This window comes from Streptomyces sp. BE20, assembly GCF_036322525.1.
Lineage (GTDB): Bacteria > Actinomycetota > Actinomycetes > Streptomycetales > Streptomycetaceae > Kitasatospora.
Map to the genome: position 1 here is coordinate 26,606 of NZ_JAQYWW010001123.1, position 23,247 is coordinate 49,852.

Consider the following 23,247-nt stretch of genomic DNA (forward strand, 5'->3'; position numbering starts at 1 on the left):
GCTCACTTGTAGAGCCGGGTCAGCGCCGCGAGCTCGCGGCTCCACTTCGCCCCACCGATCCGCTGCGGGTTCCGGGGCGACCAGCGTCGCCAGTCCTCGAAGTTGAGCAGGTCCTCGGAATCGGCCCCGTACCAGTTCCTCTCGTGCTGCCAAAGGAAGTTGAAGAACAGGCAGCAGTCCCCGGCGTCGTTCCGCCGCGCTTCCTTGGCCAGATGCGCGAAGGAAGAGCGCGTCAGGAAGTGCGTCAGCCGTGGGTCCACCCTGTAGTTCGGGTCCGTCATGAAGACGTCCCAGGGTCGATCCGGCTGGCCTCCTTCCGCTGATCAAGGTCGATCCAGCCTCGTAACACAGGGTGATCACTCACCATTGCGGACTGGCCCCTCGTTACCCAATGCACCTGCCAGGTCTTGCTCAACATGTTCCTCTCCGCTCGCAACACGTACCGCTGCAACACGAAGATTCAATAGGGAACATAGTGCAGGCCGACCCCCGCCAGCCGTGTACGACTGGGTCATCGACGACCTCGGCAACGGCGGCACCGACCCCCGCCACCCTCCAGGCGTTGATCCTGACGTGTCGTACATGGAGTTCCGCAGCAGGTCCCGTCCCCGTTGAGCGAGGCGGCCGGGAGACTCCCGGTCTCAAAGCGGTCCCGGACCGCCGGGGGCACCCCTGTCCGGCGGCCCCTGACCGGAGACCGACCACCCCTCGGAAACGCTACGCTCTCGCTGCCAGAATCATGATCAGTACGGATGTTCGGGTGCGACCCGGGGTGAGGGATGACCGATGAACGAGGCAATCGAGTCCGATCCTGCGGGATCGGATGCGGAGGTCAGGCCGACGGAGGCCGCCGGGCCGGTCGCGGCGCCCGAGAGTCCTGCGGGCAGGCGCTGGGGGCGTTGGTGGCTGCTCGGCGGCGCCGCCGCGCTGTCGGCGGCCCTTGTGGCGACAGTGTTGGTGCTCGGTGAGGACGAGTCGGTGGTCGAGCAGTCGATCTGTGGGTTGGAACGGGCGGCCGGCACTCCGCTGAGCACCCTGTTGCCGCCCGGTCGTCCGGGTCTGGGGGAATGGGCGGTGGAACCGCGGGGGGACGAGGGGCGGATCCGCTGGTCCTGCCAGATCACGGTGGACGGCCAGGAGGCCCTCTCGATCTCGATGTTCGAGATGACCGGAGTCGAACCCGACCAGCCCGAGGGTGACCTGTCCCTGGAGGACCTGGTCGGTCGTACGGTGGTCAGCTCCAGTGGGTCGTCGGCGATCGAGTACTGCTCCGACGACCGCACCCGGGTGGCGGGCTCTTTCGTGTACGAGAACATGGACCTGCTTCCGACGGACAGGGCGAAGCAGGACAGCCACGCCCGCGCGATGGCCGACGTGGCGGAGGCCGTACTCGCCGGGCGGGGACGGGATGTCTGCCGTTGACGACAGAGCGGGCAACGCCGGCCCCGGCCTGGTGTCACAGTGCGGACCGGCCCTGCCGGGCCGCGACCTTGCCCAGCTCCCACAGGAGCAGCAGGGCGAGGGGGGCGAGCAGCGCCCAGCCGAACTGGGCGAGGGTGAGCTCGGTCGTGCCGAGGATGCGCCGGAAGGCGTCCGTCTGTGTCACCAGGACCGCGAGGACGAATTCGCCCAGGGCCGCCAGGTTCATCGGCCTGCTGTCGAAGGTGGGCCGTAGCCGCTGCCCGAGACCGTGTAGCGGTCGGTGGGGGTGAGGACCTCGACGACGGTCATCTGGTTCATCGTCAGGGTGCCGGACTTGTCGGAGTTGATGGCCGAGGTGAAGCCCAGGGTCTCCACGGACGGCAGTTCCTTGACGATGGCGTTTCGCTTGGCGAGGTTCAGGCTGCCCACGGAGAGGATCACCTGGGTGACGGTGGGCAGGGCCTCGGGGATGGCGGCGATGGCCAGCGACACGGCGCTGACGAACAGGGCGTCCCAGGCCTGGTCGCGGCTGCGGCCGAGGGCGAACATCACGACCATGGTCAGTCCGGCCGCCGCCGCGATCCACAGCGTCAGGGTGTTCAGCTCCCGGGTGAGCGGCGTCTGCTCCTTCTCGGTCGCCGAGAGCATCCCGGCGATCTTGCCGAGCTCCGTCCCGGCGCCCGTGCCGGTGATGATCAGCACACCGCTGCCGTGGGTGACCGGGGTGTTCATGAACGCCATGGTGGACTGGTCGCCCGGGCCGAGCCGGTCGCCCGTCAGGGTTCCCGCACCCTTCACCGCCGGCACGCTCTCGCCCGTCAGCGCAGACTCGTCGATCTGCAGCGAACTGGCCCGGACGATCCGCCCGTCCGCGGGGACGGTGTTGCCGGCGGCGATGAGCACGACGTCGCCGACCACCAGCTGTTCGGCGGGGATCTCCGCCTCGGCCCCGTCCCGCCGGACCCGGGCGGTGGTCTTCATCATCGACCGCAGCGCGTTCATCGCGCTCTCGGCCTTGCCCTCCTGCCTCAGGCCGACGACCGCGTTGAACAGCGTCAGGACGATCAGTAGGACCGCGGTGCTCCACTCCTTGATCGCCAGCGCCACCACGGCGGAGGCGACCAGGATGATCTGCATGTAGCTGCGGTACTGGTCGAGGAATCGCAGCCGGCCCGGCCGCGCACTCTCCTCCGGCAGCGCGTTCGGGCCGTCCGCGGCCAGCAGTTCCGCCGCCCGGGCCGCGGGCAGTCCGGCCTCCGGATCCACGCCGAGCAGTGCCGCCACCTCGTCCGGCGGTGTCGCGTACCAGGGCCGCATGGCCGGGCCCGTGTCGGACCGGTCAGCTTGCGGCGCCATGTCCGTACCTCCGAACCATCCCGTTCGTCGCGGAGGCGAGGCCCCTCCGGCCTTCAGTCACGGTGCTCGGCCTCGTACGGGTCGCGCTCGGCGCCTTCCGGGGCCTGCTGCTCCAGGAGCCTTTTGGCGGCCCGCAGTTCCTTGCGGGCCTTCTTGCCGACGGTCGGGTACCGGGGGTCGATCTCCATCAGCGTGTGCGCGAGGACCGCGGCGGCGCAGATGCGCGCGAACCACTTGCGGTCGGCCGGCACGACGTACCACGGCGCCCACGGAGTACTCGTGGCGGAGAGCATCTCGGAGAAGGCGTGCTGGTAGTCGTCCCAGCGCTCGCGCTCCCGCAGGTCCGCCGCGGAGAACTTCCAGTTCTTCTCCGGCAGGTCGATCCGCTTCAGGAAGCGTGTGCGCTGCTCCTCCTCGGAGAGGTTCAGGAAGATCTTCACGATCCTGAACCCGTTGTCGCAGAGGTAGCGCTCCCAGTCGTTGATCTCGCGGTAGCGGCGGTCCCAGACGTCCGGACCCTTCGCCGACCCGGGCAGCCTCTGCCGGTCGAGGTTCTCGGGATGGACCCGCACCACGAGGACCTCCTCGTAGTGCGACCGGTTGAAGATCGCGATGTCCCCGCGGGCCGGCAGGCGCCGCGCGTAGCGCCACAGGTAGTCGTGGTCGAGCTCCTCGGTGGAGGGCACCTTGAAGCTGCTGACGTGGACGCCCTGCGGGTTGACCCCGCTCATCACGTGGCGGATCGTCCCGTCCTTCCCGCCCGCGTCGATCGCCTGGAGGCAGAGCAGTACCCCGTAGCTGTCCTGCGCGGCCAGCTTCGCCTGGTACTCGGCCAGCAGGCCGACGCCGGTCCGGAGTAGCTCGACGCCGTCCCGCTTCTTCATCCGGGCCTTGTAGCGGGGGTCGAAGTCCTCGGCGAGGTCGACCCGTGAGCCCGGTTCCACGCGTAGCGGCTCGATGAACTTCGCGATCCGCCTGGCCTGCTTGTGTGTCATCGCCGACACCGCCTCCTCCAGGTCACGGTCACGGTCACGGGTTCGGGTTCGGATCGTCCGTCCGGTGCGGGCGCCGGGCCCGGTGCTGGCCGGTGCGCCGACGCCGGCACGGCGACCCGGCCGGTCCGGTGGACACCGGTACCTGTCACCCTTCGGCGGGCCGGAGGGCCTGTCCAACCGGGCGCCGCCGTCCGGGCAGCCGCCCGCCTCACGGCCGGTCGGTGGTCCGCGGCCCGGGGCCGCCGCCGGAGGCCCAGACACGGTAGGCGGTGACGGCGGTGGGAAGCGTGGGGAAGATCCGGTCCGTGCCGACGGAGTCGGTCAGCCCGTACGCGTCCAGGTCGGCCCGCAGGTCCTGCTTGACCCGGGCGAGGGCGAAGACGACGCCGCGTCCGGCCAGCTCGGCCCGGAGCGCCTCCAGCGAGTCGAGCGCGGTGATGTCGACCTCCACGTTGGCCTCCGCGTTGAGGACGAACCAGCGGACGGCCCCGGCCTCCTGGGCGACTGCGGCCAGCGCCCGGCTGCGGAAGTCCTCCGCGTTGGCGAAGAACAGCGGCGAGTCGTAGCGGTAGACGACCAGACCCGGGACCGTGTGCGCCTGCGGGTAGTCGTCGATGTCGTGCATCCCGGGAACACCGGGCACCATTCCCTGGACGGCGTCGTGCGGGCGGGCCACCCGGCTCAGCAGCTCCGCCACCGAAAGCCCCACGGCCACCAGCACCCCGTACAGGATGTCGAGCGCGAGTACCCCGACCAGGCATCCGACGGCCAGCAGGAACTCCCGGCGCCGGAACCCCTTCAGCCGGCGCAGCCCCGCCACGTCGATCATCCGGATCGCGGCGAAGACGACCAGCGCGCCCAGCACGGCCGCCGGCGTGTACCTCAGCAGCGGGCTCAGGAACAGCAGCACGGCGAGCACCGCGACGCCGGCCGCCAGTGCGTACGCCTGGGTGCGCCCGCCCGCCGACTGGGCGAGCGCGGTGCGGCTGGCACTGCTGCTCACCGGGAAGCCGTGCAGGAGTCCGGCGCCGAGGTTGGCCCCGCCGAGGGCGAGCAGCTCCTGGTTGGCGTCCAGCTGCTCGCCCTCGGCGCGGGACTCGAAGGCCCGCGCGGTGAGGATCACGTCGGTGTAGCCGACGAGCAGCACCCCGAGCGCGGGCAGCACGAGGTGGTGCACCTCGCCCAGGTCCGGCAGGGAGGGACTGGGCAGCCCGGCCGGGATCTCGCCGATCACGGCGATTCCGTGGTCCTGCAGTCCGAACACCGCCACCACCGCGGTGCCGGCGACCACGGCCAGCAGCGGCCCGGGGAAGCGGGGAACGAAGCGGTCGAGGGCGAAGAGGAAGAGCAGTGCCGCCGCGCTGAAGACCATGGTGGCGGTGTCCGCCTGCGAGAGGTGTCCCACGAAGTAGTTCAGCTGCGGACCGAACCCCTCGCCCTCCACCTCGACGCCGGTGAGCTTGGACAGCTGGTCCACCATCATGATCAGCGCCACCCCGGCCAGGTAGCCGATCAGGACCGGCCGCGAGAGCAGGTCGGCGACGAATCCCAGCCGCGCCAGCCACGCCAGCGCGAACAGTACGCCGACCACCACGGCGAGCGTGGCGGCCAGCACCGCGTAGCGGTCCGCGTCGCCGCCGGCCAGCGGGCCGACCACGGTGGCGGTCATCAGTGCGGTCGTCGACTCGGGCCCCACCGACAACAGCCGGGAGGATCCGAGGAGGGCGTACACGGCCAGCGCCGGGAGGATCGCCCAGAGCCCTGCGACCGGTGGCAGACCCGCGACGCCCGCGTAGGCCATGACCTGCGGCACGAGGTACGCCGCGACGGTGCCGCCGGCCAGCAGGTCACCGCGCAGCCAGCCGCGCCGGTAGCCCCTGAGCACGGCGAGCCCGGGGAGTGCAGGTGCCGAGGGGCGCCATCCGCCGCTCCGTGGACCAGGCTGCGGCATGAATCTCCCTCCGTGACCCGTTCATGATGCGGCAGAGCTTCGTGGATCTGCGGCAAGGCTTCCGCCCAGCGCGTCCGCGCCGGAGGCCGGAGCCTTCCGACGTCCTCCTGACGGCCCGCCGCGGAGGGCCGTACCACCGAGGCGTCGCCCACGCCGGGCTCCGGTGAACTGTGCAACTCGACAATGCGCATGACCACGCAGTGGATTGCTCGAAGTTGCTCGTAATGCTTTGGATTTTATCAACTCTTGACACCCCCGCCGATGCCGTCGAACTTGAAGCCCCTGACGCCCTGGTTGTCCATCATGTCGATGGCCACTGAACGGAAGCGGTCGTCGTAGGCGGGGTCACCGAGTTTGAACCTGCCGCTGCTGTGGGTTTCGTACTGTTGTGCGGCCGGCTTGCTCCTGTTCAGCCGGCTCAACCAGTCCGGCCCCAACAGCAACTACCTCACCGACTACGAAGCCTTGCTGGATCTCCCAACGGATCTTCGCGGCCGCAACAAGGACGTCTGGGTCAACGCCACCGTAGGAACCTGGGATCCCCCTACTGGCTCTGGTACGTGGACTCCATCTGGCGCGACGGCGAGGACGCGGGCCAGACCGGCGACGGCTCCCCCCAGGAGAAGTACGTCAACTACCGCGACTCCCAGACATTCCGGAACATCGCCAACCAGAACCCCCTCTTCCCCATCCCCTCTGTGATGAACCACGGCATCATCTTCTCCGACCGGGCCCCACAGTTCAGCGCCGACCACGACCTCACGAAGCAGTCGGTCCGCAACGAGGTCTCCAACGACATCCGTTCCTACTTCGCACAAGGAATGGGACTGCAGGAACTCTACGTCCGCAACACACTGGTCCGCCCCAACCTGCGAGGAGCACCCTGGTTCTGGGACACCCTGGCCGCCAACGCCAAGTGGGCCCGCACCAACCAGGACCTGCTCGCCGACGTCCGCTGGATCGGCGGCGACGCAGCAGCCGGCGACATCTACGGCACCGCCGCCTGGAAGTCCACCGCCGGCACGTCCAAGGGCATGTTGATGCTGCGCAATCCCTCAGCCACACCGAAGACCTTCGCGGTGGACCCTCAGCAGATCTTCGAACTGCCCGGCGGCACCCAGGGCACGTACCGCTTCACCGAGAAGGACGGCCTGCGCGCCGCCTTCACCGCTCAACGCGGCACACCGGCCGGCATCACACTGCAGCCGCACGAGGTGGCCGTGTTCGAGGCCGCGCCCATCACCGGCACCACCGCCTACACCGCCATCCCGCGCGACGGCTGGACGGCCACCGCCGACAGCATCGAGACCGTACGGGAGAACGGCCAAGCCACCAACGCCATCGACGGAAACGACTCCACCATCCGGCACACGCAGTACGGCACCGGCATCACCCCCATGCCGCACTGGATCGACATCGACCTGGGCCGGTCCCGAACCGTGGGAAGGCTCGACTACCTTCCACGCCAAGACGGCGGCACCAACGGCACCATGGCCGACTACCAGATCCTGACCAGCACCGACGGAAACAATGCCGGTACCAGCAACACCACCAGCATGACCGAAGAGCCGACCCACCCCATGGTGGGTCGGCCTCTGCCCCGGCCCACACTGCGCGCGCCTCACGCGCACTCCACGCCGGGTTCGGCGGGCGGCGCGTGCGCGGGTGGCCGGGCGGCCGGCGGGTGGGCGGCGTGGATGCACGGGCCCGGCGGAGTGTGGTGCCGGGTGATCCGGTGTACGGTCCCGCGTGCGTCCACGGCCCACAGCACGTCCGCGGCGACCTCGCGCCGGGCCATGCGGACGATTCCGGGGCCGCCGCCGGGCAGGTCGACCGTGCGCCCCACCCAGCGGGACCAGGCCGGATCCGAGCTCGTGATCACCGCCCCCACCCCCATTGGGCGATCAGCGCAGACGCCGGGAGTTCGATCACACGGGTTCCCGAACTGGTGAGTTGGGACCAGATCGAGCGCGCTTCGAGGTCGGAGAGGGAGAAGACGAACGGGCCCGGGACGAGCACCGCGCGGAACGCGCCCGCGGTCAGCAGCCCGATCAGACGCTGGAGGGCGGGAAGCGGGCCCCGGGAGCGGCAGCCGTTGTCGAGAAACACGGCCGGAGGCGCGAACCCGAGCTCGTTCGCGAGGTGCCGCAGTGCGTGCAGGTGCGTTCCCATCCCGCTCGGGTCGAAGGGGTAGCAGCGCAGGTAGACGGCTGCGGAAGTATCGGTGCGAACCGGTTTCATGTGTCACGCCCCGGGAATCCGGATAATCCGGGACAGTGCCCCGGAATCGGTCATGGCGACAGGAAACCGCTCGGGGACCCGCCGGGGCCAGCCCCACCGGCTATCGTTCTCGTCACGGTTCGGCCGAGGAACGGGGCGATCGACGCGCACCGGGAGCGGGAACCGCCCCGCCCGAGACACCCCGGTGGGCCGTGAGGTGCCGGACGGCGCCACCGGCCCCGAACCCGGCCGGGCGCCCTCCGGTAAGCGTTCCACCGCCTCGCCACCCCCGTCGGCGGAGACCGGCCGCGCGGCGCCCGAAACGCCGGAGCGGGGCGACCGGGAACCACAGGTCCCGGCGGTGCGGCGTTTCCTCCTTCAGCCCGGCTGCGACTACTCAGAGTCACCGCCAGTCCCAGGGCGCACAGAGGTGACCGTCGACGTGCCCTCGCCGGCCGCACGCCGCGCGGGGCGGTTTCAGGAAGACCGCCCCTCAGTGCGCCGGACCACCGCGCTCACCGCGCGGCCTGCTGGTCGGGCAGAATGCCGGCGTCCTGGCGGACGTACCAGTGGTGGGGAGCTACCGGGCGGGGGCCGCCTGGTCCTGCACGGCGTCCGCGGATCATCTCCAGGTCCGTGTACGGGGACAGAGCTTCGGATCGGGCTGGAGCGGCGGTCGGACCGTGCGCGGTTCAGTCATCCCCCCATGATCGCCCGATTGCTCGTGGGCCGGCTTGGGATTCCGGAAGGACAGAAGCCCGGCTTCGCACTACGACGTTTCCTGCTCGAACGGCTCATCGCTCCAGCGGAACCAGGCACGGTCACCGTCGACATGGAGCAGGAACTCGGCCACCGGGCCCGCCGGGGCGGCCAGCTCCAGGGTCCGGCGGATCTCATCGGTGACGGCTTCCCACTCGCCCATCTCCTCCTCCTCGACCAGCACGAGCTCGCGATCGAACAACGGCTTCACCGCGGCGAAGCCGGGAGCGGGCAGGAAGCGGCCTGACAACCAGGGGAAGTCGGCGTCCTCGATCACGATCTCGCCGACAACCTCACCCTTCTTCAGCAGCTGCCAGATCTCGCCCACCAGCAACACAGCCGTCGCCTCTCCCACGAACCGGAATTGTCCGAAGAAGCCTTCCATACAGCTCTGACACCCGCCGAGCGCCAGGGACGGCGGCCTGACGGCCGGGAGAGGCGCCCTCGCCTGCCCCGGCGCCCGCACTCCCACGCGGCGACCGTGTCCACTCGTCCCGTCGCGCGCGCCCGCGGGTCGCGGGCCGGGCGGACGGCTGACGAACCGTCTGCTCTATCGTTCCCGTACGGGTCGGGTGGGGCCGGTGAGTGGTGGCCGGCCGGAAGGGGTGCGGGGTGTCGGGGGGTTCGGGGCGGACGGTCGTGGTGCTGGGTGGCGGGGTGGCCGGGCTGACGGCGGCCATGGAGCTGGCGGAGCGCGGCTTCGAGGTGACCGTGGTGGAACCCTCCGGGTGGGGCGGCAAGGCCCGTAGCGCCTCGGTCCCCGGGACGGGGACCGGCGGGCGGCTCGACCTGCCCAGCGAGCACGGGTTCCGGTTCTTCCCCGGCTTCTACCGGAGCCTGCCCGACACGATGCGGCGGATCCCTCTGGAGGGCTCGTCCTCGGGCGTGGAGGGAAACTTGCGGGAAGCGCCGCAGATGCTGTCCGCACGGTCGGGGAGGATCGGCGAGACGGTCGCCGACGTGTCCATGGCCACCGGCCCGAGGACACCCCTGCAGATCCTCCGCGCCCGGGGCATGAGGCTGGGCGCCGAGGGCGAGCTGAACGAGGAGCTGCTGTACTTCGCCAACCGCATGCTGGTCTACATGACCAGCAGCGCCGAGCGGCGGCTGGGACAGTGGGAACGGACCTCCTGGTGGGACTTCACGGCCGCGGACGGCGCCTCCGAGGAGTACCGGAAGGTGTGCGTCGTCGGGGCGACCCGCACGGTGGTGGCGGCCAGGGCGGAGGTGTGCAGCGCGCACACCGTCGGGGGGTTCCTGGAGGCCTTCGGTTACGGGTTTCTGGGCCGGGGTGAGGCACAGGCCGCCGACCGGGTCCTGAACGCGCCGACCAGCACCGCCTGGATCGACCCCTGGGTGCGGCACCTGGAGCGGCTGGGGGTGCGGCTCGAACTCGGCTGGCGGGTGGAGCGCCTGAGGGTGCGGGGGCGCGCCGTAGTCGGCGCGGTGCTGCGCGGCCCGGGCACGCGGCGGCGGGAGGTGGACGCCGACTGGTACGTGTGCGCGCTCCCCGTCGACCGGATCGGGGCGCTGCTGGAACGCGGCCTGGCCGAGGCCGACCCCGAGCTCAAGAAGACGGCGGGCCTGCGTACCGACTGGATGGTCGGCCTGCAGTTCTACCTCACCGAACCCACCCCGATCACCCGCGGCCACGTCATCTACCAGGACTCCCCGTGGGCGCTGACCTCCATCAGCCAGGCCCAGTTCTGGGACACCGACTTCCGCGCCACCTACGGTGACGGGACGGTCGCCGACTGCCTGTCGGTCGACATCTCCTCCTGGGACACCCCCGGCATCCTCTACGGCAAGCCGGCCCGCGAGTGCACCCGGGCCGAGGTCGTCGCCGAGGTCTGGGCCCAGCTCACCGACGCCCTCGACGACGGGCGTCGGCGGACCCTCCACGGGGGCCTGCTCCACTCCTGGCACCTGGACCCGGCCGTCAGGAACCTCGACGGCCCCGGGCCCGCCACCAACGACGAGGCCCTGCTGATCAACACCACCGGCTCCTGGGAGCTGCGCCCGACGGCGGAGACGGCCGCGGTGAACCTGTTCATGGCCGGCGACTTCGTCCGCTGCCCGGTCAACCTGGCCACGATGGAGGGCGCGAACCAGAGCGGCCGGGCGGCGACGAACGCGCTGCTGCGGGCCGCTGGTCACGGCGGTGAGCCGGCCGTCGTCCACGCCCTGTACGAGGCGGAGGAGCTCCGCCGGCTGAAGGAGGTGGACGCCGCGCTCTACCGGCAGGGCCGGGCGCACATCCTCGACACCCCGCCGCCGTGGTCCTCCCGCGCGGGGGAGGACCGCTTCAGTACGACCGGGTGACGATCAGTTCGCAGAGCGCGTCGAGGTCGTCGACGGCTCCGGGTACCGTGCCCGGTTCGTCGGCGAGCTGCCGCAGCCGGAGCCGGGCCTCCTCCGCGTGCCCGGCGGCGCGCTCCACCGTCCAGCGCCGGCCGCCGGCTTCTTCCACCAGCAGAGCCAGCGCCGCCTCCTCGGCGCGGTCCGGGGAGGCCGGCAGGGAGTAGCGGCGGGCCAGTTCGTTGCCCGCCGCGGTGCCCGAGGCCATCGCGGCGACCACCGGTACCGAGAGCTTGCGCGCCCGCAGGTCCGCGAAGACCGGCTTTCCGGTGACCGCACCGTCGCCCCAGATCCCGAGCACGTCGTCCACCAGCTGGAATGCCATGCCCAGGTCGTGACCGAACGCGGCCAGGGCCTCGACCTGCGCCGGTCCGCCGCCGCCGTAGAGGGCGCCCAGCCGGCAGGCACAGGAGATCAGGGACGCCGTCTTGCCCGACACCATCTCCAGGCACTCGGGCAGCCCGATGCGCGGCTCACCCTCGAACAGCACGTCCAGGCCCTCACCCACCGCGAGTTGGACGAGCGTGTCCAGCAGGGCTGCCGTGGCCTCGCCCGAGACCGCCCCGCCCGAGACCGCCCCGCCCGAGACCGCCCCGCCTGAGACCGCTTCGCCGCCGGGGCCCGCGAGCACCTCGAACGCCACCATCAGCAGCGCGTCGGCCGACCTGGTCGCGGCGGCAGGCCCGAACACCTCCCAGGCGGAGGCGCGGTGACGACGGACCGCATCGCCGTCCAGGACGTCGTCGTACAGCAGCGACAGGTTGTGCACCATCTCCACCGCCACGGCGGCGGGTGCCGCGAGGTCCGGCTCCCCTCCCACAGCCCGGGCGCAGCTCAGCGTCAGGGCCGCCCGGACGTTCTTGCCGCCGCGCCCTGTAGCCGGGAATCCGCCGGACCATCCGAAGTGGTACGCCGCCACCTCCCCGAGCGCACCGCCCAACTGCCCGACCCAGTGCCGCAACTGCGGTTCGCAGGTGGCCGCCGCGCCCCGCAGCAGCGACTCGGCCCGCGTACGATCCGACAACACCCAGCCCACCCCCGTTCCCCCGGCCATCCCCGCCCCGGGCGGCACCCGGGCGAGCCTACGCGACCGCCCGGGCGTGCTGCCCCTCGCCGAGCAGGCCGCCCGGTGCCCGGCGCTCCCCTCTCGCCCCGGGACGACGCCCCCGGTGTCGTCAGCGACCGGACGACCGCGCGCCGGGCGGACCCCGGCGCGCGGCCGCTCGGCTCAGTGGCGTGGACGGCGCCGGGACGCCAGGACCGCGGCACCGCCGACCACCAGCAGGAACGCCGAGGCGCCTGCGACCCGGGGGAGACCGGGCCCGGCTCCGGTCTCCGGTAGTTCCCCGCTCGGAGACGGATGCGGGACCCGGGTCGGGGTCGGGGTGGGGGCCGGTGTCGGCGTCGGACGGGGAGTGGGCGACCCGGAGGGCGAGGGGGACGGTGACGGAGACGGAGACGGTGCGGGTGTGGGGGACGGGCTCGGCGACGGCGTCGGGGTGGGTGAGGGTGAGGGTGTGGGGGACGGGCTCGGCGACGGTGTCGGGGTGGGTGAGGGAGTGCCCACCCGGCAGCTGACCTCGACCGCGCCCAGGCGCAGATTCGTCACCTCGCCCTGGTAGAGCTGGTTGCCGCCGGTGTCGTTGAGCGTGCCCCGGACGTCGATGTCGAGCCAGGCCTCCGCGGTGTCCTGCCGGTTCTGTGCGGCCGGGTCCTGATGGGGGGCGACGGTCACGGTGAGGGTGCTGGGTCCGATCTCGGGCCTGTCGAGGTCGGCGCCGGTGACGGCGAGGGTGGAGGTGCCGATGGGGACGAGCTGCCCGAGGACGGTGATCCGGCCGGCGTCCGTCCGGTTGTAGGCCAGGGCGTAGGGCCCGACGGGCGGCGGCACGCACTCGGCGTAGGAGTCCATGGAGGCGACCGTGCCGCTGGGCGCGATGCGGATCAGGTCCTTGCTGCCGAGCCGGACGACGAGGTCGGTGAGCTGGGCCTGGGCGTAGTACTTCGCGGCGTCGGCGGCGGTCCGGGTCGTCATGGTGCTGATGGTGATGCGGCTGAGCATGCCGTCCGGGTCGCTGAAGTCCCCGTCGTCGGTGTCGCCGACGAACGTGCTGAGCGCCGTGCCGTAGGTCCCGCTGTACGGGGTGAAGCCCAGGGGCGGCACCGAGGGGGTGGTCAGCTGCACCAGCTTCGCGCCGGCGAGCGCGCCCGGTGGGAGCGCTGCCGCTGCGGGGGTCTGGCCCTGTCCGAGGAGCACCACGCTGGCGAGGCCGGCGGCCGTGACCGCCCCGGCGACGGGGAACGCCGCCCTGCGTACGAAATCGTCCATGCGGCAGCAGTAACAGCCCCGCGGCGAACCGCCGGACAGGCTCGGCGTCCCGAACCCGTTCGGCCGCCGGAGCTCCCACCGGCGGCCTAACCAGGCGCGGGCCCGCGTCGGCTCGGCCCCCTTCTCCTGGCGCCCGCCCCGTCCGCCTCGCGCCCCGTCCGCCTCGCGCCCCGGAGGCCGGGCGCCGCCCCGCCGGGACCGGCCCGGCCCCCGCCGCCCGGCTGCGGGCCGGGCAGCCCCGGTCCCATGCGCACGCCGTTCACCTGTACGGCGCAGCGCGCCCGGCCGTCGGTGGCCCGGCCGGTCCCGGCGGGGTGCGATGGCAGTACCGGAAGGACCTGCCGGCCGGCGGGGGCGAGCGGCCGTTGATCACGACCGGCGCCGAGGCGGGGTGAACCGCCCGCCCACCGGGGAAGGGAGCCGAGGATGTTCGGCGAACGACGGGCCCGCCACCGGGCCAACAACGCCTTCGACGACGGCGAGGGCGTCACCCGCTACCGCATGCAGCAGAAGGTCTTCTCCATCGGGGACGACTACTGGATCGACGACGAGGCCGGTGACCACGTCTACAAGGTCAACGGCAAGGCACTGCGCCTGCGCCGGACGTGGGCCATCGAGGACCGCGAGGGCCACCGGGTCGCCGCCGTGCAGAGCCGGCCGATGCGGATCAAGGACTCGATGGAGATCGAGGACGCCGACGGCCACCGGATCGCGCTGGTCAAGAAGGGCCTGGTGGGGCCGGTGCGGGACCACTGGCGGATCAAGCAGGAGGAGGGCGGCGACCTGACCGTCAACGGCAACATCGTCGACCACGAGTACACGATCGAACGGGACGGCTACAAGGTCGCCGAGGTCTCCAAGAAGTGGTTCCGGCTGCGCGACACCTACGGTCTCGGCATCGGTCCCGACACCGATCACGCCACCGTTCTGGCAGCCGCCATCGCCATCGACGCCATGGCCCACCCCGGCGACTGACCGCCCGCGGCCGAGGACGCTCCGAACGGCTCGGCGCGGGCGGAGACGATCAGGGTCCGGTCGGTCGCAGTCGCCAGCGTGCGGGTCGCGCGCCCGGATCACCGAAAGGGTTCGGGACGTGTCCAGAGGGGGCCCCAGGGCGCCCCCGAAGTCTCCTCCGGGCGGTGCGGTCAGGCGCGGGCTTCGGCGCGGGTCCGGCGCCGGGGGAGTTCCACGACCTGGGTGCCGGCCGCACGGAGGAACTGTGCGACGGAGTCCGCGGTGGCACCCTCCAGGGAGAAGACCCAGAGGCCGGGCACCAGCACGGTGTCGACGAGACCCTTGGAGGCCCGGGCGAGCAGGATGCGCAGCTGGGGGCGCAGTGCGGAGGACGAGGTGCCGTTGTCCAGGTAGAGCCTGGGGGTGCCGAGGCCGAGCTGCCGGGCGTGGTCCTCCAGCGCCCACCGGTGAGCGGCCATGTCCCAGTGGTCGTAGGGGTAGCAGCGCAGGTAGACCGCGCTGCTCCCGATCAGGGTGGGCTGCTCGTGGATGATGGTCATCGTCGCTCCTCGCCGGTACGGCAGGCGTGTGGCGCACGCCGCCGGGCGGTGCCCTGGACGGCTCGGTGCGCGATGGCCGCGCATTCGTCCGGGGTGGGATCGGCTACGGCCAGGTGTCACACGGTGGCTTCGGGTGAGGATGGCGACGGGGTGTGTGCGACCTCGGGAAGTGCCTTCCATCATGGAGCGGCGGAGCGGATATGTCTATACCAATGGGGCATGCGCGGAACGGCCGGCGCGCGCCGTTCCCACTCCGCAGCCGCGACCCCTGCTGCCCGCCGGTCCATCGTCGCGGCACGCCGTCCTGACCGGACCGGCACACCCCACCCCCGGCGCGGACGCTGACATTCTCCTTCGTCCATTCTCCTTCGTCCCGACCTGCTCACAGACGGGGGAGGGTCGCACCCCGGCCGGCTCGTCGTGCCGGGTACTTCTGCTGTTCGGGGTGCAGCGGTGGACGGCCCCCAGGTCGGACCGCCCTAATCCAGGGCTGTGACGAAAGCAGCTGGGCGCAAGTACGCGGAGGTCCTGGCCGTCGTCGCCGCGCCGGAGCCCCTGCCGGGTGTCGGCGGGATGACCCCGCACGCCGGGCCCGACCCGTACCAGGGCCCGGCCGAGGAGTTGCGCAAGCGCCGCTTCGGCATCTGACCGACGAAGCGGGCGGCCGTGCGGCGTCGGACATCACCCACCGTCACTCCGAGGTGGTGTCCGCCTCGTCCAGCGCAGCAGCACGCTTCTCCTCACTCCTTCTCGGAGAGGGCGTAGTCGTCGGTCGGCTTGACGATGGCGTGCGTGATGACCTGCCCGCTGATCTGCTTGGTCTCCAACCTCTGCTGACCTTCCGCCACGTCGCCACTCCTTTGCCGTGTCCGGTACGTCTGACCTCTGGCATGCTCCCGCTTGGTTACGCTGCGTAATGATGACGAGACATTGGTGAACCCGTCGGCTCGAAACGATCACTCGAACCGTCCGCGCACGGCACGCCCCAAGGTCACCCGACTGAGCCGCCGCATCCGAGCCCGTACTCACCAAGATCGGTACGACGACGGCTTCTCATATCTCTCGTGATGGGTGACGCTGAGTCAGCAGATCAGATTTCGAACAGCGAGTCTTCTTGAGGCTTGGTCGGTGGATCAAGGATTCCCCGGAGGTGACTGATGCTCTGGCGCCATCGTGGGCCGTCATCGGTGTCGTCCCAGAGTTCGGCGAGCTCGGACTCCTCGGCGAGGACTCGGTCGAGTGCCTCGGCGGCAAGTGTCCGGAGGTCGGTGGCGAGGAGCGGCAGGGCCTCGTCGGGGCCGAAGCTGCTTGTGACCGGCTCGCCGTCCGGGCATTGCGCTGCGATGAGGGCAGCGGCAGCGACAGCCTCCACGGCCTCGGAAGCGTCGAGATAGTCCTGGGCCTCGACGGCGCGCTTCAGCGTGCTGCGGATGAGGTTCTCGCGTTCGTCCAGGGACGTCTCGTCGAGGGTGTCGGCGAAATCCGCCGCCGTGTCGTCCTCGAAAGGGCCGATGCCCCAGGTGCCCATGCTGATCTCCTCGTGTCGCCGTTCTGTGATCCGTTCCGGCGATCGGCGGTCGGCGGTCGTCGATCAGCTGTCATGCGGTGCGGATGGCGGCCGCGGGGTGTCGTGGCGTGCGGACGAGGATAGCGGCGGCTGCGGCGATGTAGAGGATCTGGAGGAGGGTGCGCGGGCCGAGGCGGTCTCCCTGGGCGGTGTTCCTGCGGGCGGCGGAGACGTTGGCGGGGAACACGGCGATCATGAGGGCGATGAGTCCGCCGGCTGCCCATCGCGCGGTGGCGGGGATGATCAGGCCGATCGCTCCGGCGGCTTCGAGCAGGCCGGTGATCGTCACGAGCAGGCCGGCGCGGGGCATCCACGGCGGGACCATGTCGACGAGATCGGGCCGCAGGGCAGGGGCGAAGTGCGCGATCGAGGTGAGCAGGAACATGGCCACCAGCCCGGCCCGCAGGGCAGGCTGCCAGCCGGCGAGCGCGTCCGCTCCCAGTAGACCGGCCAGTCGGGCCGCGGTGAACCCGACGACCAGCGCGATCAATGGCTCCACCGGAGCGCTCCTTCCAGCAGGTGCTTCCCGGCGACGCGCGCCCGCCCGCTTCGTCCGTCCTCCAGTCCACCACCGGGCACGCACGCCCGCCACCGAAAGCGCGCCCGGCGCACCGGCCGCGGTTGTTCGTCCCCGCGGTGCCGCGCTGGTCGAACATCACCAGGCGGTAGTCCTTGAGAACGGCCTCCAGCCTGGTTGCCGTCCGCTTGATCGCCGGGCCGCCGGGCCGGCCGGGGCTGCCGGTGAGGAAGAGCAGATCGTCCCTGGGTGCGGTGGGCGTAAGATCGATCTCTGCAGTGGTCAATGGAGGTAGTGTGACTAATTCGGCCAGAGGGTTTTTCTATGCGTTCGGTAGAGGATTTCATCGCTGCGGCCGCTCGTTCCGGAAAATTCTTGGAGATTGATACGGCCGAGGCTGTCGCGAATCCTCGGGTGGTTGATATTCATCTGGAGCACTCTGCCGGACACGAGTTCATTGTGATGGTGCGAGAGGACAGGGGTGAGGCCCGGATCCTCTTCGAGGACTACCTGTTCGATGCCGTGCCTGTCCATAGGGTTCTGGAGTTTCTGGATCTGCTTGCAAGCTGTGAAGTCGTCCTCGCGCTGAACCGGTCCGGGCGTCTGCTGTCTTTGACGGTCTCCTTGCCCGAGGGTGACTGGATTGACAGGCGGACTTGTGCCAATGACTTTTCGGAGTGGGAGAGGAGCGTTGGAGAGCGTGGCTAGCACTCCGAAGGATCCCGAGACTTTGTCTGACCAGAGGACGTGCGGTGAGTTTAGTGGGCCAATTCCTGCCAAGGGGTGCTTCTTCCGGGGCCGCCTCTTGATGACGCGCAGCTCATGTTGGTGGCGAGGGAGTAATGAGGGCGGCGAGGTGGCGCACCTTCCTTTACGGCGAGCCCGAGGCGACCTGGCTCGAACGTGCACCGAACGCGCACCGAACGCCGAGGACGCCCTCAAGGCTCGCGCCGAGGTCGTAGCCCCAGCTGAGTACAGATGAACGAGGCCGGCACCGGGGCTCAACGGAAGGCGGAGGCATTCTCCGAAACCCACTGACGGAATGGCCTGGCCGGGGAGCCGGTCACCCGCGAGACCGTGTCGCGCACCTTCAGCAGCTCGTCGTCGATGTCCCCGCCCGTCACATCGAGCACCGCATCCGCGGCCTCGTCTCCCAGGAACGCGGCCATGTGACGGTGGGCCTCCTCCCTGTTGATCTCAACGAACGGCACCTCCCGCTCCAGTACTGCCGCGATGGCCGCCACCTGCTGCCGGGCGGTCACCCGCTCCGGACCGGTCAGGGCGTACGTCCGGCTCCGGTGACCGGACTCGATCAGCGCCACCCGCGCCACCGACGCGATGTCCGCAGGGTGGATCGTGGGGAGCCCGATGTCCGCATACGGCACCCTGACCGGTTGGTGCTCGCGGATGGACGCCGCCCACCACAGGGCGTTCGAGACGAACTGCGTCGGCCGCAGAATCGTCCAGGCCATGCCGCTGTCCTTGAGTAGTCGCTCGACAGCCAGGTTCTCGTCGGCGGGGCCCAGGTGCGGATGGGTCTGGACGGTAATGGACGACACGAGCACCACGTGCTCCACACCTGCCTGCCGGGCGGCGTCGAGGATGTCGGCATCTGGGCCCATGCGCGACACGAGGAACAGCGAGCGCACCCCCTCCAGCGCGCGCTTGAGCGAAGCAGGCTCGGCGAAGTCGCCCTCAACGGCCTCGACCCCTTCGGGGGACGAGGCCCGCGCGGCATCGCGAGTGAGACCTCTCAACGGCCCGGCGCCGCACGCGTGCACGGACGAGCTCACCTGCCCGAGGTCCTCCGAGCCCGGCGCCACCTCGACCGGCTCGCCCGTCGTCGCGACCATGGAATCCAGCACGCCTTCGATCTTGCCTGGTAGATCATCGACGAGTGGTCCGCCGGTGGCACGCCGTGAGAACTCGGGCGGTAGTGGACCCGCCGTCCTGTCCACATCGAGCTCCACTCCGCCGGCACGAAGACCCCCTTCGAGGACCTCTTCGCCCGGTACCCTTCCCCGAGACCGCGGTGCTGACGGACGTGATCCTCGACCCGCCGACGGAGGCCGTCGATCCCGAGGAGCTCTATCTGGCCGCGACGGCAGAGTCGGGCTGAGCCGGGGATTCGCGCGGATCTGCACCACCCGCGGCCAGGACCCGCTCTGCCTGCGCTTCTGCCGGCCCCACAGAGCCCGGAAGGGCTCCTGATCAGCCGTCGGGACTCGTGACGAGTTCGCTGCCAGGCACTGATTGTCCTTACTTCGGCCCCCGCGTCCGGGCCGGGCGGGTAGCTTGCCGGTATGACGAGTGATGACATTCCTGTGACGGTGGAACAGATCGGCGCTGCGCTGGCCGCGTTGGGCGTCTACGAGGGCAACAACACGCCGGTCGAGCACGTCGAAAGGGCCGCGCAGTTCGCCAGCCCCGACGTCTACCGGCTGCGTCTGCTCAACACCCTGCTGGGCGCGGTGCAGGGACAGGCGAAGCTCGCCGACGAGGCGGAGGAGGACGGCGAGGACCTCTTCACCGCATGGTTGGAGCAGCTGAACGGGGCTGGAGCCGGGGACGACCCGGTCAGGCAGATATCGTTCCTGGGCTGGCAGGTCCGGCGGGTGGGTATCCCGCTTTTCCTCCTCGCCAACGATCCGGACACCGGGGCCATCGTGGACGCGGCCGCGAAGGCTGCCGAGGCGCTGCACATCATGCTGGGCGTGATCGGCACACTTGAGGAGGCGGACCCGGCCGTCGACTTCGTCAACATCATCAACCAGGGCGGGATGCTGAGGGCGGGCCGAGAGCTACTGGTAACCGCTCTCGACAACACCGACACCGCGCTGGACACGTTCAAGTAGGTCGGCCCGTAGCGGCCCATGCCCAGGCCCAGGCCCCGGCCCCGGTCGGCCGGGGCCGCCTCCGGCGGCTCGCCCCGGACCAGGTCCGGGGCGGCCATGGCCGGGCCGTCCACGGGCCCGGAGGTCGCCCGGGCTTCTACGTGGCGGAGCCCGGGTGGAAGGGTACGGCGACGTCCATGACGTGCTCGCCCGGCTCGGCGGTTGCCCAGTTCGGGTAGTAGACCTCCCGGTTGGAGGCGCTGCGGGTGTGCCTGTGGCTGGCGAGCCAGGCACCGACGGCGTCGTGGACGGCGGCGCCCGACGCGGGAGCGTCGTCGCGCTTCGTCAGGGCGGTGTACGCCTCGCGGTGCGCGGCCTCGATGCGAACCCCGATGTGCCCTGCCGGTTCGACCGGACTGTCGGTGGGGGCGCAGACTTCGACCGGGCCTTCGGAGTCGTCGTCCACCAGTCCGTGGTAGACGGCGAAGAGCGGTCCGGACAGGCAGGCGTTGGCATGCCGCAGGTGGGTGAGGAGCAGTTCGGCCGCTTCGGCGAGGAAGGCCGGCAGGTGCGCGGCGCTCACGTGGCGTTGGATGCTGAGCACCTTCTGCTCGGGGACGTCCCGTTCGGCGATCTCGTACATGGTCTGCGGCCTTCCTGCCAGGACCGCCCGGGTGTAGGTCACCGTGGCGCGGCGGGCTGCGTGTGTGCGCGCTTGTTCGTGCCAGTACGCGTCGAGCAGGGGGACGCGATCCGCTGCGTCCGCGTCGAGTACTGCGGCGATCCGGGCCAGTGGCATTCCCAAGGCGCGCAGCAGCGCGATGTGGCGGGCGCGTTCCACCTGGGTGGGGCCGTAGCGGCGAAGCCCGGTGCGCGGGTCGACGTGGGCGGGCGGCAGCAGCCCCCGTGCGTCGTAGAGCCGCAGCGCCTTGGGGCTGAGCCGGGTCGCGGCGGCGAGTTCCCCGATGGTGATCGTCTGTTCCTGCACGCGGATCACTGTGCCCCCTGCCCCAGGGGCAGGAGCAAGTCCACCATCGGGCGCGGCATCCCCTCGGCTCCGGACGCCCGGGTCGGGAGGCGGAGGCGTGGGATGCGGCCCCGGACGCGGGGCGTCGCCGGGCACGCTCCCGGAGGCAGGGCAGGACGCTTGGTGACCGAATGATCGGGCTTAATACCAGGCAGCCGGTCAAGGTGCGTGCTCTTGCGGCAGATCCGGTCAACTTCTGCCCGGCCTGCAGATCCACGGTGCCCAGCCGGTTTCCTGGTCCCGAACAGGCCACGAGGCCGGGACCGACCGTCGGCCCAGGCTTCCGGGGCGGGAGGACGGACGCCACATGGTCGGCATCGACGGCGGCGGTCGCGCTGATGCGCACGATGACGCCCCGATCCCTCAGGATCACCAGGACCCTCCCGAGCAGGTACCCGAGGGCGGGGACCTCGTACCGGAGACCTCCCTGCCCAACGACCTGGTCGCCCTGATGGTGATGCACGGCGAGGCGTACTGGGAGTACGCGCGCCTGCACCTCGGCGATCCCGACGCCGCCGACGCGCTGGTCGACGACGTCTTCGCGGACCTCGCCGCCAACTGGAACCTGGTGCTGCGCCAGGAGAACGCGGGGCAGTTCTGCTGGGGTGTGCTGCGGGCGACGGTCGACGACACGCCGGAGCGTGTCGTCCGGCCGTCGGCCTTCACCTCCGCCGCGTTCGCGTTCGCCATGGCCGACGCCCGGGAGGCGTTCCGGGCGCTGGAGAGCGGGATCGGCCTGTTCGCGGCGATCGGCGACCTGCCGGACAGGCAGCACGACGTGGTCGTGCTGACCTACGTGCTCGGCTATCCGGTCGTCACCGCCGCACGGATCATGGGTATCACCAAGAGCGGGGTGTACAGCCTGCGCCGCGACGCCCGCCGCCGGCTCGCCTCGGCGCTGGGTCTGGACGAACAGAGCGCCGAGACGGCGGAAGAGCAGTGATCGACATCCACGGCGCCGTCGACGCGCAGTCCGGCGCCGTCCGCGGGGCCTCGGACCCGGGCCCGGCCTGGTCGCCGCTCGCGTCAGTGCGTCTGCCGCAGTCCGAGGCCAGGGGTCGGGCCTCCGCCTGTCTCGACGGCGCGCCGGCCAGGGTCGCGGCGCGCCTGGCGGCGCGGACGTGGGCCTCGCAGCGGCCTTCACCGTCGGTCGCGGTCCGTCTGGACCGGGCCGGGTTCGAGCTGCTGGCGCTGTGTCACCTGGTGCTGGAGGACGCCCGGTCGCCGGGGTGGATCGCGGCGCTGACGGACGCGTCGGCGATCGAGCCGTACGGGGCGCTCGTTCTCGGAGCGCTGTGCCACCTGGCTGTCCACGAGGGGGAGGACGAGGACGGCGCGGTCATGCGCCGGGCGCTGGCGGACGGGCCGCGGACGTGGTGGCAGCTCGGGGCCGGGGCAGGATGCTTCCAGGCCGCCTACGCCCTCGCCTGTCTGTGTGCCGGAAGGGGGGACCAGCGCGAGGCGCGGCACTGGCAGGACCAGGCCCGCCGGCTGGCGGGGGTGCGGGACGTGCGTTCGGCGGTCCTGGCCGCCTTCGCCGGGTTCCGGCCCGGCCACGGCCTGTGCGCCGACGTCCGCCAGGCCCTCGCGGCCCTGCCCACCAGCCACGACCCGGACTTCGGGCGCACACCCGCGATCGATCCCGAGGTGCTGGCCGCGGCACTCCGCCGGCACCGCACCGGCGCTTGCTGCCGACCCGCGCTGCCGTAGCGGGCTGAGGAGGACGTCGGGGCGGCGTTGCACGCGGTGACGCTGGCCGACCTGCCGTCCTGGTCGCGAAGCAGACCCTGAAGGTCCCGTTGACGGCGCCTCGTCCGTCAGCACCGCGGCGTACACCGACTTCGGCCCCGCGGGATCTTCGCCGCGCCGATCGACGTCGACTGACCCGCCCCTACCGGGCGGGAGTCCCCCGGGTGTGACTGGTAGAGGGTCGAGGGTGGATCCTGTCCCCGGGGCGGGTCAGTTGATCCGGTCCGGCGCACTGGCGACGAATTGGGGTTCGAACCGCGGGACGAGCCACTGTCTGGGGGCGGAGGTCCTTCGCCGAGCCTCTCGGAGGCAAGGCTGCTTCCCTTCGCAACCACCGTCAATGGGGATGTGGCGTTCTGGATATGCGAGTCAGTCGACCCCGAGACTTGGGAGATCGTTGTCTTCAAGCGGCAGCCAGGGTATGGAGCCGACCCGTGGACCCGGTTCGAGGTCGGGTTCGGGGAGTTTCTCGTAGGTCTTCTTGAGTGACCGGCGAGATGAACGGGCAGCGGCCCCGGGCCCGGCGGGCCGGCGGGGGTCAGAGCGGGACGCTGGCGAGCATTCGGAACCGGCCCGTCCCGGTGTCCGGGACGGTCAGCTCGCCGTCGTGGGCGGCGAGGCGCTCGCGCAGTCCGCGCAGCCCTGTCCC

24 protein-coding genes are annotated in these 23,247 nt (G+C 71.1%); 9 read left to right on the forward strand and 15 right to left on the reverse strand.

The window, feature by feature from the left end:
• Positions 1-2: 2 nt before the first annotated feature.
• On the reverse strand, positions 3-281 hold the full coding sequence (locus PUR61_RS34655; protein WP_329883505.1) for a hypothetical protein: 279 nt from the start codon (positions 279-281) through the stop codon (positions 3-5).
• Positions 282-786: 505 nt separating this feature from the next.
• Between PUR61_RS34655 and PUR61_RS34660 the strand changes: the two genes are divergently transcribed.
• Positions 787-1,422, forward strand: a complete 636-nt coding sequence (locus PUR61_RS34660) for a hypothetical protein (RefSeq protein ID WP_329883506.1) — start codon at positions 787-789, stop codon at positions 1,420-1,422.
• A gap of 34 nt (positions 1,423-1,456) precedes the next feature.
• Here the strand turns inward: PUR61_RS34660 and PUR61_RS34665 are convergent, their stop codons facing one another.
• The 5 genes from PUR61_RS34665 to PUR61_RS34685 all read right to left on the reverse strand — a co-directional run bounded on the left by PUR61_RS34665 (position 1,457) and on the right by PUR61_RS34685 (position 6,161).
• Entirely contained in the window at positions 1,457-1,648 is a 192-nt protein-coding gene (locus tag PUR61_RS34665; protein WP_329883507.1) for a cation transporting ATPase C-terminal domain-containing protein, read from the reverse strand.
• Positions 1,645-2,778 (reverse strand): HAD-IC family P-type ATPase, encoded by a 1,134-nt coding sequence (locus PUR61_RS34670; RefSeq protein WP_329883508.1) that lies wholly within the window; start codon positions 2,776-2,778, stop codon positions 1,645-1,647. The genes PUR61_RS34665 and PUR61_RS34670 overlap by 4 nt, the downstream gene beginning before the upstream one ends.
• A gap of 53 nt (positions 2,779-2,831) precedes the next feature.
• Complete coding sequence (locus PUR61_RS34675) at positions 2,832-3,773, reverse strand: polyphosphate kinase 2 family protein (protein ID WP_329883509.1); 942 nt, start codon at positions 3,771-3,773, stop codon at positions 2,832-2,834.
• A 208-nt stretch (positions 3,774-3,981) separates the two neighbouring features.
• Complete coding sequence (locus PUR61_RS34680; protein WP_329883510.1) at positions 3,982-5,724, reverse strand: SulP family inorganic anion transporter; 1,743 nt, start codon at positions 5,722-5,724, stop codon at positions 3,982-3,984.
• Between the two features lie 239 nt (positions 5,725-5,963).
• Positions 5,964-6,161 (reverse strand): hypothetical protein, encoded by a 198-nt coding sequence (locus PUR61_RS34685; RefSeq protein WP_329883511.1) that lies wholly within the window; start codon positions 6,159-6,161, stop codon positions 5,964-5,966.
• Positions 6,162-6,284: 123 nt separating this feature from the next.
• Between PUR61_RS34685 and PUR61_RS34690 the strand changes: the two genes are divergently transcribed.
• Entirely contained in the window at positions 6,285-7,676 is a 1,392-nt protein-coding gene (locus PUR61_RS34690) for a discoidin domain-containing protein (RefSeq protein WP_329883512.1), read from the forward strand.
• Here the strand turns inward: PUR61_RS34690 and PUR61_RS34695 are convergent.
• Both PUR61_RS34695 and PUR61_RS34700 read right to left on the reverse strand, forming a co-directional pair.
• A complete protein-coding gene (locus PUR61_RS34695; protein ID WP_329883513.1) occupies positions 7,603-7,965 on the reverse strand; it encodes a recombinase family protein in 363 nt (120 codons plus the stop codon). The two genes, PUR61_RS34690 and PUR61_RS34695, sit on opposite strands and share 74 nt — an antisense overlap.
• Before the next feature lie 748 nt (positions 7,966-8,713).
• Positions 8,714-9,088 carry a hypothetical protein gene (locus PUR61_RS34700; protein ID WP_443035290.1) on the reverse strand — a complete coding sequence of 125 codons (375 nt, stop codon included), beginning with the start codon at positions 9,086-9,088 and terminating at the stop codon, positions 8,714-8,716.
• 227 nt (positions 9,089-9,315) lie between these two features.
• Between PUR61_RS34700 and PUR61_RS34705 the strand changes: the two genes are divergently transcribed.
• Positions 9,316-11,025: a hydroxysqualene dehydroxylase gene (locus PUR61_RS34705; RefSeq protein WP_329883514.1), complete on the forward strand. Its 1,710-nt coding sequence runs from the start codon at positions 9,316-9,318 to the stop codon at positions 11,023-11,025.
• Here PUR61_RS34705 and PUR61_RS34710 read toward each other — a convergent pair.
• Positions 11,009-12,085: a polyprenyl synthetase family protein gene (locus PUR61_RS34710; RefSeq protein ID WP_329883515.1), complete on the reverse strand. Its 1,077-nt coding sequence runs from the start codon at positions 12,083-12,085 to the stop codon at positions 11,009-11,011. The genes PUR61_RS34705 and PUR61_RS34710 overlap by 17 nt on opposite strands.
• 204 nt (positions 12,086-12,289) lie before the next feature.
• Positions 12,290-13,390 (reverse strand): hypothetical protein, encoded by a 1,101-nt coding sequence (locus PUR61_RS34715; RefSeq protein WP_329883516.1) that lies wholly within the window; start codon positions 13,388-13,390, stop codon positions 12,290-12,292.
• Positions 13,391-13,816: 426 nt separating this feature from the next.
• Here PUR61_RS34715 and PUR61_RS34720 point away from each other — a divergent pair, with 426 nt between their 5' ends.
• Positions 13,817-14,365 carry an LURP-one-related/scramblase family protein gene (locus PUR61_RS34720; RefSeq protein ID WP_329883517.1) on the forward strand — a complete coding sequence of 183 codons (549 nt, stop codon included), beginning with the start codon at positions 13,817-13,819 and terminating at the stop codon, positions 14,363-14,365.
• 170 nt (positions 14,366-14,535) lie between these two features.
• Here the strand turns inward: PUR61_RS34720 and PUR61_RS34725 are convergent, their stop codons facing one another.
• Positions 14,536-14,904, reverse strand: a complete 369-nt coding sequence (locus tag PUR61_RS34725; RefSeq protein WP_329883518.1) for a recombinase family protein — start codon at positions 14,902-14,904, stop codon at positions 14,536-14,538.
• A gap of 492 nt (positions 14,905-15,396) precedes the next feature.
• On the opposite strand from PUR61_RS34725, the gene PUR61_RS34730 reads away from it, so the two are divergent.
• Positions 15,397-15,552, forward strand: a complete 156-nt coding sequence (locus PUR61_RS34730) for a hypothetical protein (protein ID WP_329883519.1) — start codon at positions 15,397-15,399, stop codon at positions 15,550-15,552.
• A gap of 442 nt (positions 15,553-15,994) precedes the next feature.
• Here PUR61_RS34730 and PUR61_RS34735 read toward each other — a convergent pair whose 3' ends face one another.
• Positions 15,995-16,432: a DUF4259 domain-containing protein gene (locus PUR61_RS34735; RefSeq protein ID WP_329883520.1), complete on the reverse strand. Its 438-nt coding sequence runs from the start codon at positions 16,430-16,432 to the stop codon at positions 15,995-15,997.
• 70 nt (positions 16,433-16,502) lie between these two features.
• Entirely contained in the window at positions 16,503-16,970 is a 468-nt protein-coding gene (locus tag PUR61_RS34740) for a DoxX family protein (protein WP_329883521.1), read from the reverse strand.
• A 342-nt stretch (positions 16,971-17,312) separates the two neighbouring features.
• Between PUR61_RS34740 and PUR61_RS34745 the strand changes: the two genes are divergently transcribed.
• Positions 17,313-17,696 (forward strand): hypothetical protein, encoded by a 384-nt coding sequence (locus tag PUR61_RS34745; RefSeq protein WP_329883522.1) that lies wholly within the window; start codon positions 17,313-17,315, stop codon positions 17,694-17,696.
• Positions 17,697-17,989: 293 nt separating this feature from the next.
• Here the strand turns inward: PUR61_RS34745 and PUR61_RS34750 are convergent, their stop codons facing one another.
• Entirely contained in the window at positions 17,990-18,841 is an 852-nt protein-coding gene (locus tag PUR61_RS34750) for an SDR family oxidoreductase (protein ID WP_443035291.1), read from the reverse strand.
• A gap of 450 nt (positions 18,842-19,291) precedes the next feature.
• Here PUR61_RS34750 and PUR61_RS34755 point away from each other — a divergent pair, with 450 nt between their 5' ends.
• The gene (locus PUR61_RS34755) at positions 19,292-19,843 is read left to right on the forward strand and encodes a DUF6245 family protein (protein WP_329883524.1); all 552 of its coding nucleotides are present in this window, start codon (positions 19,292-19,294) and stop codon (positions 19,841-19,843) included.
• Positions 19,844-19,979: 136 nt separating this feature from the next.
• On the opposite strand, the gene PUR61_RS34760 is transcribed toward PUR61_RS34755, so the two are convergent.
• Complete coding sequence (locus PUR61_RS34760) at positions 19,980-20,810, reverse strand: MerR family transcriptional regulator (protein ID WP_329883525.1); 831 nt, start codon at positions 20,808-20,810, stop codon at positions 19,980-19,982.
• Between the two features lie 346 nt (positions 20,811-21,156).
• Here PUR61_RS34760 and PUR61_RS34765 point away from each other — a divergent pair, with 346 nt between their 5' ends.
• Positions 21,157-21,792, forward strand: coding sequence for a sigma-70 family RNA polymerase sigma factor (locus PUR61_RS34765; protein WP_329883526.1), 636 nt, complete (start codon positions 21,157-21,159; stop codon positions 21,790-21,792).
• On the forward strand, positions 21,789-22,559 hold the full coding sequence (locus tag PUR61_RS34770) for a hypothetical protein (protein ID WP_329883527.1): 771 nt from the start codon (positions 21,789-21,791) through the stop codon (positions 22,557-22,559). The genes PUR61_RS34765 and PUR61_RS34770 overlap by 4 nt, the downstream gene beginning before the upstream one ends.
• The last annotated feature ends 688 nt before the right edge of the window (positions 22,560-23,247 follow it).